Raw genomic sequence first — 14,866 nt, forward strand, 5'->3', positions numbered from 1 at the left:
TGGATTTTTAAAATGTATATAATTAACCGATAATTGCTAAAATGTCACTTTCACGTAAAATCAAGTAGTCTGTACCTTCGTATTTCACTTCAGTACCTGCATATTTTGAGAAGATGATAAGATCACCTGCTGCTACCTCTAAAGCAACACGCTCACCATTTTCAAGCACTCGGCCTGTACCTACTGCAATAACTTTACCCTCTTGTGGTTTTTCTTTTGCAGTTTCTGGTAATACAATACCACTTGCTGTTTTTTCTTCTGCTTGAACAAGTTCAATTACAACGCGATCACCTAATGGCTTTAGCATGAACAATAACCTCCTCATTTTGTTATGTAAATTTTATTTATTAGCACTCAAGTCACACGAGTGCTAACACACTTCTAATAATAAATAATCTCAATTTCTTTTGCAAGTAAAAAAATCATAATTTTTTCGCAAATTACTTTATGCACTTTCCTACATATCATTACTTCTTCTACTGCCTTTACTATATGAATCGTTGTTCCCACTTCTTGTATGTTACAATATGAAAGACACCCTAAGTTGTTTTCGCTAAACGTACAACTTTTTCCTGTCTCCTATTTTATTTTCAAATACTTATTTACAAAAAAAATATAATTCAAATGAAAGTTTATATCGTAGGTAGTATATTTACATGTTATCCTACCTTATCTCATACACTAGCGTTAGAAAGGATGGTTAAACCATTTGAAAAAACAATATTGGTGGATTATCGTTACATACATTTTAATGCAGTTATCAGGCATTGCCGGGTTACCGCTTCTCCTGAAAACTGGACTATACGATAATAGGGGATTTACTAGAGAGGAAAAACTTCAACTCATAACTGGTCATTGGGCTATCATTAGCTTTTTCATTGCATTATGCGTTGTACTTTGGTTACTCAGAACAGACATTCGTGACAGGCATTTAGATAAAATGCGCTCTACTGTTCCTGCTACAATTGGATGGATTTTTATTGGTTTCTTCTTAGCGCTGTTCTCACAAAGCATTGCCGGTATGATCGAAATGCGTTTATTAGGGATTACACCGGGATCTGAAAATACAGCAAGACTTATGGACATCGCAAGAACGACACCTTGGTTCCTGATTGTCATATCTATAATAGGACCTATTTTGGAAGAAATCGTATTTAGAAAAATTTTATTCGGTACACTTTATAAGAAGTTTAACTTCTTTATTGCCGCTATCATTAGTTCACTTGTATTCGCGGCGATTCATTTTGATTTTACTCACTTATTGGTATACACTTCTATGGGGCTCGTATTCGCCTTTTTATACGTAAAAACGAAACGAATTATAGTTCCTATTGCAGCTCATGTTGCAATGAATACATTAGTTGCAGTTGCTCAAGTTGTAGTAAGTAATGAGCAAATTCAAGAAATGATTAAAGAAGCTGAAAAAATGCAAGGCTTTATCGGAGGATTTTTAGTATGAGAAACTCACCATTGTTCATGGCTGCATTGTACTTTCTTCTTGGATGTATCTTTACACGCTTCGCCATTACGAACGTAACAGATACAATCTGGAATATGTGGACAATACTATTTGCAGTTATGGCAACAATTGATTTTAATTTGGCACTTCGCCTTATCTTAGTTAAATTCACAAAGAAAAAACAATAATAAAACGCAGAGGTCATCCCCTCTGCGTTTTATTGTGGATAATTCTTCAAAAAGTAAACAAGCGTTTGTAACTCTACAGCTAAATCAATGTGATGAATTCTTATATTCTCTGACACATTTAAGCGTGCTGGTGTGAAATTTAAAATACCATGCACGTTCGTTTCTGCCAATCTATCTGCCACAGATTGCGCTACTGTAGCGGGTACCGTTAATATTGCCACTTGTATATCAGTTGATAAACGTTCTTCTAATTCATCCAAATGATATACAGGAATCCCTCCGATTTCTGTTCCAACTTTCTCTTCACTAACATCAAACGCCATTTCAATTTTTGTATTATTGTTTTTCGTGAAATTATAATGTAAGAAAGCGGTCCCTAAATTACCTACTCCAATAAGTGCCACGCGTGTTATATCATCTTGGTCGAGTGTTTCACGGAAAAATGATAATAAATAATTTACGTTATATCCATATCCTTTTTTCCCTAACGCTCCAAAATATGAAAAATCTCTTCGAATAGTTGCGGAATCAACCTTTACCGCTTCACTCAATTCGGCTGATGAAACACGTTGCTTACCAGAAAGAGATAAGTTTTGGATAAATCGATAGTATAGAGGCAATCGTTTGGCAGTGGCCTGTGGAATTTTTTGCTGATCCATATAACCTCTCCTCTCTTCCTATCTTTATTCTTATACTTGAATCAAATACAGAAGTTTAGTACTCATGAATTTCCTTGTATAATAAAGAGAAGAAGTATTCTCTCTTTATTTTAAACTATACACTATTTTTAGTATGATTGAGAAATATAAACATGGCAAAGTTAAGAAATTATTTGAGGTGAAAACATTGATATTATTACAAGTGAATGGGCTTTCGAAATTATACGGTGCAGAAACGATTCTTGCAAACATAAAATTGGAAGTACAAACAAAAGATCGTATCGCATTAGTCGGACGAAATGGAGCCGGAAAATCTACATTATTAAAAATAATAGCTGGCGAGTTATCTCATGATGGTGGTGAAATTATAAAACCGAAAGATGTCTCAATGGGGTATTTAGCTCAAAATACCGGATTAGAAACGTCTTTAACAATTTGGGATGAAATGTTAACCGTCTTTACACATCTACAGCAGATGGAGACAAAACTTCGAAGGCTAGAGCAAGAGATGGGAAAAGAAGAAAACTTTTCAATTGCGGCTATATATGAGAAATTATTAGCTGATTATGACCAATTACAATTAGATTATAAAGATCAAGGCGGCTATCAGTACGAAGCGGATATACGCTCGATTTTAAGCGGTCTTGGCTTCCCAGTTGAAACGCATCAGACGACAATTTCCACATTAAGTGGTGGACAAAAGACTCGATTAGCTCTTGGGAAATTATTATTAACTAGACCAGACTTACTTATTTTAGACGAACCTACAAACCATTTGGACATTGAGACACTAACATGGCTTGAACAATATTTACAAGGCTATCCTGGCGCGATTTTAATCGTTTCCCATGACCGTTATTTCTTAGATAAACTCGTTACACAAGTATACGAAATTTCTAATAAGGAAAGCCGACGATTTGTTGGTAACTACAGTAAATATTTAGACTCAAAATCAGCTCTATACGAGCAAGAGATGAAGCGTTATGAAAAACAACAAGATGAAATTTCTAAACTGGAAGACTTTGTGCAAAAAAATATAGCTCGTGCATCTACGACAAAACGTGCTCAAAGTCGCCGTAAACAATTAGATAGAATGGAAGTATTAGCTAGACCATTAGGCGATTCTAAATCAGCTTCCTTCCACTTCGATATTGAAAAACAAAGTGGAAATGATGTTTTACAAGTTAAAGATGCAACTATTGGCTATTATCAGGAACCGATTATTGAACATGTAAATATGCGCTTAACTCGCGGTGACAGTGTTGCCTTAGTTGGGCCAAACGGAATTGGAAAATCTACATTATTGAAATCCATTGTGAATAAGTTGCAGCTATTACATGGAAACGTTGCTTTCGGGTCAAATGTATCTGTTGGTTATTATGATCAAGAACAAGCTAACTTAACATCTTCGAAGCGAGTTTTAAATGAACTATGGGATGAATATCCCCTGCAACCTGAAAAAGAAATTCGCACTATACTAGGCAACTTTTTATTCACAGGGGATGATGTATTAAAACCAGTATCTTCTCTGAGTGGTGGACAAAAGGCTCGACTAGCTCTTGCAAAACTTATGATGCAAAAATCCAATTTATTAATTCTCGATGAGCCAACAAACCATCTTGATTTAAATAGTAAAGAGATTTTGGAGAATGCTTTAATTGATTACCCAGGTACTCTTCTATTCGTCTCTCATGACCGCTACTTTATTAATCGCGTAACGACAACCGTTGTTGAGTTATCAACAGAAGGTGCACAAGAATATTTAGGTGATTACGATTATTACGTTGAAAAGAAAAATGAAATGATTGAACGCGCGGAACTAGAGCAAGAAGATGAAGTACCTGTTCAAAAAGTGGTGGCACAAGAAAAATTAAATTATCTCGAAGAAAAAGAACGTAAACAGTTAGAGCGTCAACGTACTCGAAAAATTGAAGAACTGGAACAAAATATCATAGGCTTAGAAGAAGAAATTGCTACGTTAGAAGATCAGCTTTGCTTACCAGAAATATATGCAGATTATGAAAAGGCTAGTGAAATTACAACTAAAAAACAAACACTGCAAGAACAGCTTGAAGCTTGTATGGCAGAATGGGAAGAACTGCATATATAAGAGAATTTAAAAGAGGAGGATGTCTCATAAGTCGGGCTTTTTGACGAGATGACCTCCTTTTTATTTTCTCTTTTGGAATCAATACCATAGTAAATGAAATTATATAAACGATTCGAAAAGGATTGACAATAGTAGCACCTTATATAATAAGTGGAGGATGTTTCAAAATGTTTTTTGGACATCTCCTTGTTTTTTATTTCCCAAAAAAGAATTTCTTCAAAGGTCAGACTTCCTCTATGTTATCCACAAGGTTATGCACATATCCACCTTTATAATATAAACTTCCAAATAACTTTTCCACATTATCCACAGTCACACAAAAAGTTATACACATTTTATGTACACAAAAAAACCCATATTATCAACAGATAATATGGGTTTTATCCACAAGCTGTGGTTAATTTTGTGTATAACTATGCTTCAATATCTAATCCTGGATTTGCATTTAAAGCTAATGTAGCGCGTTTTCCTTGTTCGTACGCAATTGTACCTGCAGCCGCAATCATCGCTGCATTATCTGTGCATAAAGATAGAGGAGGAATAATTAGCTCTATATTTTCTTTTTGTGCAAATTCTGCTGCTAAACGTGCACGAAGCCCTTTATTAGCAGCTACTCCACCAGCAAGAAGCACTTGTTTTACATTATAAGCATCTGCTGCACGAGACGCTTTCGTTACCAGTACATCTATTACACTTTCTTGGAAACTTGCTGCTAAATCTTCTGGTGCAATTTCTATACCGCGCTGTTTTGCGTTATGCACAGTGTTGATAACTGCTGATTTCAATCCACTAAAGCTGAAATCATACGAATCAGGTTCTAGCCACGCACGAGGCAAATCAATTGTTGGTTTTCCTTCATGCGCAAGGCGATCAATATGAGGACCACCTGGATAAGGCATTGATAATGTACGAGCCACTTTATCGTAAGCTTCTCCTGCCGCATCATCTCGCGTTTCACCAATCACTTCAAATGAACCATGTTCTTTCATATAAACAAGCTCCGTATGTCCACCGGATACAACAAGCGATAGTAACGGGAATTGTACTTCTTTTACTAAACGATTCGCATAAATATGACCAGCAATATGATGAACACCAACTAGAGGGATATCATGAGCAAAAGCCACAGCTTTCGCTGCATTTACACCTATTAAAAGTGCTCCGACTAAACCTGGGCCTTCTGTTACAGCAATTGCATCAATATCCTCAAAAGTGATATTCGCTTCTTTTAAAGCTTCTTCTAACACAACTGTGATTTCTTCTACATGATGACGGGATGCAATCTCTGGTACAACTCCGCCAAAACGCTTATGACTTTCAATTTGCGATGCAACGACATTCGCAATGATTTCCGTTCCATTTTTAACAACTGCTACAGCTGTTTCATCACAGCTTGTTTCAATACCAAGTATAATTGTATTTTTTCCCATTATATATTCACCCACATTACAAGACCATCTTCCTGATTGTCTGCATAGTATCGTTTACGAATCCCACCATTTTGAAATCCGTATTTTCTGTATAACTGCTTTGCTACTTCATTTGACACGCGTACTTCAAGTGTCATTGTTTTTACTCCTAACCCTTTCGCTTCGGAAATGACTTCTTTCAATAAGGCATCCCCTAGCTTTTGACCTCTGTATTCTGGCAGGATAGCTATATTTGTTACATGTGATTCATCAATAATTATCCACAATCCACAATATCCAATTACGAGACCATCTTTTTCTAGCACGACATAATGTGCATGTTCATTCACCTCTAATTCACGGTGAAAGGCATCTGCAGTCCAAGGGGTTGAAAAAGACGCTTCTTCAATAGCTACAATTTGAGCAATATCATCAGGTGCCATCTTTCTAAATATCATATCCATCTTCTGTAAGCCCCTATTGTTTTTGACTTTCTAACCATTTTGTTTCAGCTTCAGCTAAACGAAGATAGCTAGGAACAAACGTATGCACGTCTTGTTCTTCTTTTTGTAATCCTAAAAATGCTAATTCACTTGGTCTTGGGTTATTCATAGTGAACGGAGCAAATACAGCTTGATCACCTAAATATTCTACAATTGTTTCTTTATGCAATTTAACATCGTTACCAATAAATAAAACAGGCTGTTCTTTATCTTTTAACATTTGCAACCAGTCAACAATAAGAATAATTCGGTCTTCTTCTATTGAAGTTATACGCTCTCCTTCATATGTATATAACCCCGTGTAAATCTGACCACGTCGGCCATCAAATAAAGGACAAATTAGTCCATTAAAATTAGTACCATTTGCAGCCAGCACTTCTAAACTTGATACACCTACAATTGGTATTTGAAGTGACCAAGCTAATGTTTTTGCAGCTGTCACACCTATACGAACACCTGTATATGATCCTGGTCCAGCTGCTACAACAATTTTAGTCAATTCTTTCGGTTTTACACCGCATTCTTTTAACAGTTTCTCTACAGCTGGCATAAGACGTACAGAATGGTTTTTTGTTAAATTTGTAATGATTTCCCCAATCACGTTCCCTTCCTCAATAAGGGATACACCCATTACGTAATTTGAAGTATCAATTGCTAGTACTTTCATCTTGTAATAGCTCCTCACATAATCTAATATAGCGATCTCCAATTGGCTCGAGTACAATTTTTCTTGTATCATCTCCAGCATGGAATAAACTAATTTGCAACTTCTCATTCGGTAAATATGCTTCTATTAAATGAGCCCATTCTACTACTGTAATCCCTTCACCATAGAAATACTCATCAAATCCTAAATCTTCTTCACTTTCCGCTAAACGATACACATCCATATGATATAGCGGTAATCTTCCTTTATATTCTTTAATAATATTGAAGGTAGGACTATTTACGACTCTTTTCACTCCAAGACCTTTTGCTAGTCCTTTTGTAAAAGTCGTCTTGCCAGCTCCAAGATCACCTTCTAAAATAATTACATCTTGTTTCTTTACAAGTCCCCCTAATTTTTCTGATAATCGCTGGGTTTCTTCGGAAGATTTTGTTGTTATTTCATATTTACTCACAGACTTCACCTACTTTACTCACAATGTTCTCTGCTCTTTATTATACAGGTTTTAAATATATAAAAAAGTCCTTAGGAGTTTTCCTAAGGATAGTTTGACTGTCTTTATTAGTTTTTTGTTAAAACAAATAAAAAAATACGAAACAACTTGTTTCGTTCTTTTCTTTATATAAAATGGCGGTCCCGACCGGGGTCGAACCGGCGATCTCCTGCGTGACAGGCAGGCATGTTAACCACTACACCACGGGACCATTTGGTTGCGGGGACAGGATTTGAACCTGCGACCTTCGGGTTATGAGCCCGACGAGCTACCGTACTGCTCCACCCCGCGATGATATAAATAGCTTGGCGACGTCCTACTCTCACAGGGACAAGGTCCCAACTACCATCGGCGCTAGAGAGCTTAACTTCCGTGTTCGGTATGGGAACGGGTGTGACCTCTCTGCCATCATCACCAAACTATTGAAGGTATATTCCTTCAAAACTAGATAACATTTGCTTCATATTATATGGTTAAGTCCTCGATCTATTAGTATTCGTCAGCTCCACATGTCACCATGCTTCCACCTCGAACCTATCAACCTGATCATCTTTCAGGGATCTTACTAGCTTACGCTATGGGAAATCTCATCTTGAGGGGGGCTTCATGCTTAGATGCTTTCAGCACTTATCCCTTCCGCACATAGCTACCCAGCTATGCCCTTGGCAGAACAACTGGTACACCAGCGGTGCGTCCATCCCGGTCCTCTCGTACTAAGGACAGCTCCTCTCAAATTTCCTGCGCCCACGACGGATAGGGACCGAACTGTCTCACGACGTTCTGAACCCAGCTCGCGTACCGCTTTAATGGGCGAACAGCCCAACCCTTGGGACCGACTACAGCCCCAGGATGCGATGAGCCGACATCGAGGTGCCAAACCTCCCCGTCGATGTGGACTCTTGGGGGAGATAAGCCTGTTATCCCCGGGGTAGCTTTTATCCGTTGAGCGATGGCCCTTCCATGCGGAACCACCGGATCACTAAGCCCGACTTTCGTCCCTGCTCGACTTGTAGGTCTCGCAGTCAAGCTCCCTTATGCCTTTGCACTCTACGAATGATTTCCAACCATTCTGAGGGAACCTTTGGGCGCCTCCGTTACACTTTAGGAGGCGACCGCCCCAGTCAAACTGCCCACCTGACACTGTCTCCCGGGTCGATAAGACCCGTAGGTTAGAATTTCAATACAGTCAGGGCGGTATCCCACCAGCGCCTCCACCGAAGCTAGCGCTCCGGTTTCAATGGCTCCCGCCTATCCTGTACAAACTGTACCAAAATTCAATATCAGGCTACAGTAAAGCTCCACGGGGTCCTTCCGTCCTGTCGCGGGTAACCTGCATCTTCACAGGTACTATAATTTCACCGAGTCTCTGGTTGAGACAGTGCCCAAATCGTTACACCTTTCGTGCGGGTCAGAACTTACCCGACAAGGAATTTCGCTACCTTAGGACCGTTATAGTTACGGCCGCCGTTTACTGGGGCTTCAGTTCAGAGCTTCGCTTACGCTAACCCCTCTCCTTAACCTTCCAGCACCGGGCAGGTGTCAGCCCCTATACTTCGCCTTACGGCTTCGCAGAGACCTGTGTTTTTGCTAAACAGTCGCTTGGGCCTATTCACTGCGGCTTTCCGTTAAGAAAGCACCCCTTCTCCCGAAGTTACGGGGTCATTTTGCCGAGTTCCTTAACCAGAGTTCTCTCGCACACCTTAGGATTCTCTCCTCGCCTACCTGTGTCGGTTTGCGGTACAGGCACCTTTTATCTCGCTAGAAGCTTTTCTTGGCAGCGGGGAATCAAAGACTTCGCTCCATAAGGAGCTTCCCCATCACAGCTCAGCCTTCACGATAAGCGGATTTGCCTACTTATCAGCCTAACTGCTTGGACGTGCACAACCAATCGCACGCTTCTTCTATCCTTCTGCGTCCCTCCATTGCTCAAACGATAAAGAGGTGGTACAGGAATATCAACCTGTTGTCCATCGCCTACGCCTGTCGGCCTCGGCTTAGGTCCTGACTAACCCTGAGCGGACGAGCCTTCCTCAGGAAACCTTAGGCATTCGGTGGACGGGATTCTCACCCGTCTTTCGCTACTCATACCGGCATTCTCACTTCTAAGCGCTCCACCAGTCCTTCCGGTCTGACTTCACTGCACTTAGAACGCTCCCCTACCACTGATACCATTGGTATCAATTCGCAGCTTCGGTGGTGTATTTAGCCCCGGTACATTTTCGGCGCAGAGTCACTCGACTAGTGAGCTATTACGCACTCTTTAAATGGTGGCTGCTTCTGAGCCAACATCCTAGTTGTCTAAGCAACTCCACATCCTTTTCCACTTAATACACACTTTGGGACCTTAGCTGGCGATCTGGGCTGTTTCCCTCTTGACTACGGATCTTATCACTCGCAGTCTGACTCCTAAGGATAAGTCATTGGCATTCGGAGTTTGACTGAATTCGGTAATCCGATGAGGACCCCTAGTTCAATCAGTGCTCTACCTCCAAGACTCTTACACTTAAGGCTAGCCCTAAAGCTATTTCGGGAGAACCAGCTATCTCCAGGTTCGATTGGAATTTCTCCGCTACCCACACCTCATCCCCGCACTTTTCAACGTGCGTGGGTTCGGGCCTCCATTCAGTGTTACCTGAACTTCACCCTGGACATGGGTAGATCACCTGGTTTCGGGTCTACGACCACGTACTAAACGCCCTATTCAGACTCGCTTTCGCTGCGGCTCCGCCTCTTCAGCTTAACCTCGCACAGGATCGTAACTCGCCGGTTCATTCTACAAAAGGCACGCCATCACCCATTAACGGGCTCTGACTATTTGTAGGCACACGGTTTCAGGATCTCTTTCACTCCCCTTCCGGGGTGCTTTTCACCTTTCCCTCACGGTACTGGTTCACTATCGATCACTAGGGAGTATTTAGCCTTGGGAGATGGTCCTCCCAGATTCCGACGGAATTTCACGTGTTCCGCCGTACTCAGGATACATTCAAGAGAGAACGAAGTTTCGACTACGGGGTTGTTACCCTCTGTGACGGACCTTTCCAGGTCGCTTCGTCTACCTCGTTCCTTTGTAACTCCGTATAGAATGTCCTACAACCCCAAGAGGCAAGCCTCTTGGTTTGGGCTAGATTCCGTTTCGCTCGCCGCTACTCAGGAAATCGCATTTGCTTTCTCTTCCTCCAGGTACTTAGATGTTTCAGTTCCCTGGGTCTGTCTTCCATACCCTATGTATTCAGGTAAGGATACCATACCATTACGTATAGTGGGTTTCCCCATTCGGAAATCTTCGGATCAAAGCTTACTTACAGCTCCCCGAAGCATATCGGCGTTAGTCCCGTCCTTCATCGACTCCTAGTGTCAAGGCATCCACCGTGCGCCCTTTCTAACTTAACCAAACTAAAATTAAAAAAAATATGAGCTACACTGTTATCTAGTTTTCAAAGAACATACATTTAAACTTGAGAGATAGTTCTCTCAAAACTGAACGAAACAAAGCAAGTCAACGTTTATTGATGAACTGCGTTCATCAATTCTCCATAGAAAGGAGGTGATCCAGCCGCACCTTCCGATACGGCTACCTTGTTACGACTTCACCCCAATCATCTGTCCCACCTTAGGCGGCTGGCTCCATAAAGGTTACCCCACCGACTTCGGGTGTTACAAACTCTCGTGGTGTGACGGGCGGTGTGTACAAGGCCCGGGAACGTATTCACCGCGGCATGCTGATCCGCGATTACTAGCGATTCCAGCTTCATGTAGGCGAGTTGCAGCCTACAATCCGAACTGAGAACGGTTTTATGAGATTAGCTCCACCTCGCGGTCTTGCAGCTCTTTGTACCGTCCATTGTAGCACGTGTGTAGCCCAGGTCATAAGGGGCATGATGATTTGACGTCATCCCCACCTTCCTCCGGTTTGTCACCGGCAGTCACCTTAGAGTGCCCAACTTAATGATGGCAACTGAAGATCAAGGGTTGCGCTCGTTGCGGGACTTAACCCAACATCTCACGACACGAGCTGACGACAACCATGCACCACCTGTCACTCTGCTCCCGAAGGAGAAGCTCTATCTCTAGAGTTTTCAGAGGATGTCAAGACCTGGTAAGGTTCTTCGCGTTGCTTCGAATTAAACCACATGCTCCACCGCTTGTGCGGGCCCCGTCAATTCCTTTGAGTTTCAGCCTTGCGGCCGTACTCCCCAGGCGGAGTGCTTAATGCGTTAACTTCAGCACTAAAGGGCGGAAACCCTCTAACACTTAGCACTCATCGTTTACGGCGTGGACTACCAGGGTATCTAATCCTGTTTGCTCCCCACGCTTTCGCGCCTCAGTGTCAGTTACAGACCAGAAAGTCGCCTTCGCCACTGGTGTTCCTCCATATCTCTACGCATTTCACCGCTACACATGGAATTCCACTTTCCTCTTCTGCACTCAAGTCTCCCAGTTTCCAATGACCCTCCACGGTTGAGCCGTGGGCTTTCACATCAGACTTAAGAAACCACCTGCGCGCGCTTTACGCCCAATAATTCCGGATAACGCTTGCCACCTACGTATTACCGCGGCTGCTGGCACGTAGTTAGCCGTGGCTTTCTGGTTAGGTACCGTCAAGGTGCCAGCTTATTCAACTAGCACTTGTTCTTCCCTAACAACAGAGTTTTACGACCCGAAAGCCTTCATCACTCACGCGGCGTTGCTCCGTCAGACTTTCGTCCATTGCGGAAGATTCCCTACTGCTGCCTCCCGTAGGAGTCTGGGCCGTGTCTCAGTCCCAGTGTGGCCGATCGACCCTCTCAGGTCGGCTACGCATCGTTGCCTTGGTGAGCCGTTACCTCACCAACTAGCTAATGCGACGCGGGTCCATCCATAAGTGACAGCCGAAGCCGCCTTTCAATTTCGAACTATGCAGTTCAAAATATTATCCGGTATTAGCCCCGGTTTCCCGGAGTTATCCCAGTCTTATGGGTAGGTTACCCACGTGTTACTCACCCGTCCGCCGCTAACTTCATAAGAGCAAGCTCTTAATCCATTCGCTCGACTTGCATGTATTAGGCACGCCGCCAGCGTTCATCCTGAGCCAGGATCAAACTCTCCAATAAAGTTAGTTTGTCTAGCATCTAAAAATAAAAATTGACGTTCACGTTGTTTGTTTCGTTCAGTTTTCAAAGAACTAAAAGCGGGTGAAGAGAATCGAACTCTCGACCAGAGCTTGGAAGGCTCTTGTTTTACCACTAAACTACACCCGCGTGGTCGGGAAGACAGGATTTGAACCTGCGACCCCCTGGTCCCAAACCAGGTGCTCTACCAAGCTGAGCCACTTCCCGTTATGGCGCGCCCGAGAGGAGTCGAACCCCTAACCTCTTGATCCGTAGTCAAACGCTCTATCCAATTGAGCTACGGGCGCTTATTCATGATGTTTTTTCGTCGTTGTATTTTGGCGACTCAATTATCTTATCATACTACATTTTCAAATGCAAGTACTTTTTTAAAAGATTTTTTGATGCGGCCGAGAGGACTTGAACCTCCACGGGGTTTCCCCCACTAGGCCCTCAACCTAGCGCGTCTGCCGTTCCGCCACGACCGCGCGGAAAAAACAAAAGTGAGCCATGAAGGATTCGAACCTTCGACCCTCTGATTAAAAGTCAGATGCTCTACCAACTGAGCTAATGGCTCGTAAATGGCTGGGCTAGCTGGATTCGAACCAGCGCATGACGGAGTCAAAGTCCGTTGCCTTACCGCTTGGCTATAGCCCATCGAAATAGTTATCTTCTTTTCAAAGACAAATGTTATTGTACCATAATGTCCAATAAAAAACAACTGCCATATAGCAGAAGTTAAAATGGCGGTCCCGACCGGGGTCGAACCGGCGATCTCCTGCGTGACAGGCAGGCATGTTAACCACTACACCACGGGACCATTTGGTTGCGGGGACAGGATTTGAACCTGCGACCTTCGGGTTATGAGCCCGACGAGCTACCGTACTGCTCCACCCCGCGATAATATTATTTATATAATTATATGATAAGTGTTAGCAACCACATTACGAGAATGTTTGGTTGCGGGGACAGGATTTGAACCTGCGACCTTCGGGTTATGAGCCCGACGAGCTACCGTACTGCTCCACCCCGCGACAATATTATTCATATAATTTATATGGTGGAGGATGACGGGATCGAACCGCCGACCCCCTGCTTGTAAGGCAGGTGCTCTCCCAGCTGAGCTAATCCTCCGAAGTGGTGACCCGTACGGGATTCGAACCCGTGTTACCGCCGTGAAAGGGCGGTGTCTTAACCACTTGACCAACGGGCCAATATGTATGGCAGAGAAGAAGGGATTCGAACCCTCGCACCGCGTTAGCGATCTACTCCCTTAGCAGGGGAGCCCCTTGAGCCACTTGGGTACTTCTCTGTATGGCTCCGCAGGTAGGACTCGAACCTACGACCGATCGGTTAACAGCCGATAGCTCTACCACTGAGCTACTGCGGAATAATGAAGACAATTTGTATCTTATAAAAATTCTCATCGTAAGTCAAGAAGTTTTTTCACAACGTCTTGCGCAAACGTGACATGTTTATAATATACTGGATTGCGTTTTCACTGTCAAGATGTTTTCACTACCAGTTTTAGTTGTCCTTTACACTTTCCACATACATATCTTTGTGTATTTATTTGACGTCTTCTTACATATTGAAATGAACACCCCATACATTCATACATAGAAACTTTCGTTTCCTCCTCACTAATCATTCGTTTGCAAAAACGTGGTGCACCTACTTTCTTTAATAACTCACGAAAATCTCTATCTCGGTGCTTATACCCCTTTCCTGTGATATGTAAGTGATAATGACAAAGTTCATGTTTAACAATCCCGACTAACTCTCCTTTACCATATATTTCGTAATATCGATAATTCAATTCTATATTATGATTCTTCAATAGATAGCGCCCACCAGTTGTACGTAACCTACTATTAAACATTGCTTTATGTAAAAACGGCATTCCAAAGCATTGTAACGATACCTCTTCCACTAACCGCTGAATTTCTTGCTCATCCATTCTCATTCCTCCTAAACTAAAAAATATTTTCACACTTTTCTCTCTTCTTATACATATAGTAAATAGTACATATACCCATCCTCATTCAAGAAGCGTGATTTCTAAAAATGCAGCATTGCTAGAAATCCACTCACCAACCTCTCATCAAAGTTACCTTAACTAAAAGGAGCTACTTTTTTGAGAGCAGGATTAAACAAGGAGGGATTCCTATGCCCACGTGGCTAAAGAAACAAATGCAACGTGCATATTTTGAGAAAAACCGGTATCAAATCAAGTTACTAAATGAATGCTGGTTTTATTATAGTAAAATACATCAAAGCTCATAATCAAT

General features: G+C 42.1%; 11 protein-coding genes, 15 tRNA genes and 3 rRNA genes. 4 read left to right on the plus strand and 25 right to left on the minus strand.

Annotated features, from left to right (window positions below; translation table 11 throughout):
* Positions 1 to 22 precede the first annotated feature (22 nt).
* Positions 23 to 307, minus strand: a complete 285-nt coding sequence (gene groES, locus ACE38F_RS00155; RefSeq protein WP_002009985.1) for a co-chaperone GroES — start codon at positions 305 to 307, stop codon at positions 23 to 25.
* Positions 308 to 709: 402 nt separating this feature from the next.
* Between groES and ACE38F_RS00160 the strand changes: the two genes are divergently transcribed.
* Together ACE38F_RS00160 and ACE38F_RS00165 are read left to right on the plus strand one after the other, a co-directional pair.
* Positions 710 to 1,459 (plus strand): CPBP family intramembrane glutamic endopeptidase, encoded by a 750-nt coding sequence (locus ACE38F_RS00160; RefSeq protein ID WP_002009988.1) that lies wholly within the window; start codon positions 710 to 712, stop codon positions 1,457 to 1,459.
* Positions 1,456 to 1,647, plus strand: coding sequence for a YdiK family protein (locus ACE38F_RS00165; RefSeq protein ID WP_001246201.1), 192 nt, complete (start codon positions 1,456 to 1,458; stop codon positions 1,645 to 1,647). The genes ACE38F_RS00160 and ACE38F_RS00165 overlap by 4 nt, the downstream gene beginning before the upstream one ends.
* A gap of 29 nt (positions 1,648 to 1,676) precedes the next feature.
* Here ACE38F_RS00165 and ACE38F_RS00170 read toward each other — a convergent pair whose 3' ends face one another.
* Entirely contained in the window at positions 1,677 to 2,306 is a 630-nt protein-coding gene (locus ACE38F_RS00170) for a redox-sensing transcriptional repressor Rex (protein WP_000372704.1), read from the minus strand.
* A gap of 187 nt (positions 2,307 to 2,493) precedes the next feature.
* On the opposite strand from ACE38F_RS00170, the gene ACE38F_RS00175 reads away from it, so the two are divergent.
* Positions 2,494 to 4,416 (plus strand): ABC-F family ATP-binding cassette domain-containing protein, encoded by a 1,923-nt coding sequence (locus ACE38F_RS00175; RefSeq protein WP_375371387.1) that lies wholly within the window; start codon positions 2,494 to 2,496, stop codon positions 4,414 to 4,416.
* A gap of 413 nt (positions 4,417 to 4,829) precedes the next feature.
* Here ACE38F_RS00175 and tsaD read toward each other — a convergent pair whose 3' ends face one another.
* The 23 genes from tsaD to ACE38F_RS00290 form a co-directional block, all read right to left on the minus strand.
* On the minus strand, positions 4,830 to 5,846 hold the full coding sequence (tsaD, locus tag ACE38F_RS00180; RefSeq protein ID WP_002091609.1) for a tRNA (adenosine(37)-N6)-threonylcarbamoyltransferase complex transferase subunit TsaD: 1,017 nt from the start codon (positions 5,844 to 5,846) through the stop codon (positions 4,830 to 4,832).
* Positions 5,846 to 6,289: a ribosomal protein S18-alanine N-acetyltransferase gene (rimI, locus tag ACE38F_RS00185; protein WP_131233024.1), complete on the minus strand. Its 444-nt coding sequence runs from the start codon at positions 6,287 to 6,289 to the stop codon at positions 5,846 to 5,848. Before rimI ends, tsaD begins: the two co-directional genes overlap by 1 nt.
* A gap of 13 nt (positions 6,290 to 6,302) precedes the next feature.
* Positions 6,303 to 6,995: a tRNA (adenosine(37)-N6)-threonylcarbamoyltransferase complex dimerization subunit type 1 TsaB gene (gene tsaB, locus ACE38F_RS00190; protein ID WP_131233026.1), complete on the minus strand. Its 693-nt coding sequence runs from the start codon at positions 6,993 to 6,995 to the stop codon at positions 6,303 to 6,305.
* Positions 6,976 to 7,449, minus strand: a complete 474-nt coding sequence (gene tsaE, locus ACE38F_RS00195) for a tRNA (adenosine(37)-N6)-threonylcarbamoyltransferase complex ATPase subunit type 1 TsaE (protein WP_131233028.1) — start codon at positions 7,447 to 7,449, stop codon at positions 6,976 to 6,978. Before tsaE ends, tsaB begins: the two co-directional genes overlap by 20 nt.
* 174 nt (positions 7,450 to 7,623) lie before the next feature.
* Positions 7,624 to 7,699 (minus strand) — tRNA-Asp (locus ACE38F_RS00200).
* A 3-nt stretch (positions 7,700 to 7,702) separates the two neighbouring features.
* Positions 7,703 to 7,779: transfer RNA gene (locus tag ACE38F_RS00205), tRNA-Met, on the minus strand.
* Positions 7,780 to 7,791: 12 nt separating this feature from the next.
* A 5S ribosomal RNA gene (rrf, locus tag ACE38F_RS00210) occupies positions 7,792 to 7,907 on the minus strand.
* A gap of 50 nt (positions 7,908 to 7,957) precedes the next feature.
* Positions 7,958 to 10,878 (minus strand): 23S ribosomal RNA (locus ACE38F_RS00215).
* A 147-nt stretch (positions 10,879 to 11,025) separates the two neighbouring features.
* A 16S ribosomal RNA gene (locus ACE38F_RS00220) occupies positions 11,026 to 12,578 on the minus strand.
* The 16S, 23S and 5S rRNA genes sit together here with 15 tRNA genes alongside, the layout of an rRNA operon.
* A gap of 76 nt (positions 12,579 to 12,654) precedes the next feature.
* Positions 12,655 to 12,725 (minus strand) — tRNA-Gly (locus ACE38F_RS00225).
* Position 12,726: 1 nt separating this feature from the next.
* Positions 12,727 to 12,803, minus strand: a tRNA-Pro gene (locus tag ACE38F_RS00230).
* Between the two features lie 3 nt (positions 12,804 to 12,806).
* Positions 12,807 to 12,883 (minus strand) — tRNA-Arg (locus ACE38F_RS00235).
* A gap of 97 nt (positions 12,884 to 12,980) precedes the next feature.
* A tRNA-Leu gene (locus ACE38F_RS00240) sits at positions 12,981 to 13,063 on the minus strand.
* A 16-nt stretch (positions 13,064 to 13,079) separates the two neighbouring features.
* Positions 13,080 to 13,152, minus strand: a tRNA-Lys gene (locus ACE38F_RS00245).
* Between the two features lie 5 nt (positions 13,153 to 13,157).
* A tRNA-Gln gene (locus ACE38F_RS00250) sits at positions 13,158 to 13,232 on the minus strand.
* Between the two features lie 87 nt (positions 13,233 to 13,319).
* Positions 13,320 to 13,395, minus strand: a tRNA-Asp gene (locus tag ACE38F_RS00255).
* A gap of 3 nt (positions 13,396 to 13,398) precedes the next feature.
* Positions 13,399 to 13,475: transfer RNA gene (locus tag ACE38F_RS00260), tRNA-Met, on the minus strand.
* A 57-nt stretch (positions 13,476 to 13,532) separates the two neighbouring features.
* Positions 13,533 to 13,609: transfer RNA gene (locus tag ACE38F_RS00265), tRNA-Met, on the minus strand.
* A gap of 24 nt (positions 13,610 to 13,633) precedes the next feature.
* Positions 13,634 to 13,709, minus strand: a tRNA-Val gene (locus ACE38F_RS00270).
* Positions 13,710 to 13,713: 4 nt separating this feature from the next.
* Positions 13,714 to 13,788 (minus strand) — tRNA-Glu (locus ACE38F_RS00275).
* A gap of 8 nt (positions 13,789 to 13,796) precedes the next feature.
* Positions 13,797 to 13,887 (minus strand) — tRNA-Ser (locus ACE38F_RS00280).
* Positions 13,888 to 13,890: 3 nt separating this feature from the next.
* Positions 13,891 to 13,965: transfer RNA gene (locus ACE38F_RS00285), tRNA-Asn, on the minus strand.
* A 114-nt stretch (positions 13,966 to 14,079) separates the two neighbouring features.
* Positions 14,080 to 14,535, minus strand: coding sequence for a SprT family protein (locus ACE38F_RS00290; RefSeq protein WP_215555029.1), 456 nt, complete (start codon positions 14,533 to 14,535; stop codon positions 14,080 to 14,082).
* A gap of 209 nt (positions 14,536 to 14,744) precedes the next feature.
* On the opposite strand from ACE38F_RS00290, the gene cmpA reads away from it, so the two are divergent.
* Entirely contained in the window at positions 14,745 to 14,861 is a 117-nt protein-coding gene (gene cmpA / locus ACE38F_RS00295) for a cortex morphogenetic protein CmpA (protein WP_001143642.1), read from the plus strand.
* Positions 14,862 to 14,866: the final 5 nt, after the last annotated feature.

This window comes from Bacillus altaicus, assembly GCF_042136375.2.
GTDB classification, from domain to species: Bacteria; Bacillota; Bacilli; order Bacillales; family Bacillaceae_G; genus Bacillus_A; species Bacillus_A cereus_U.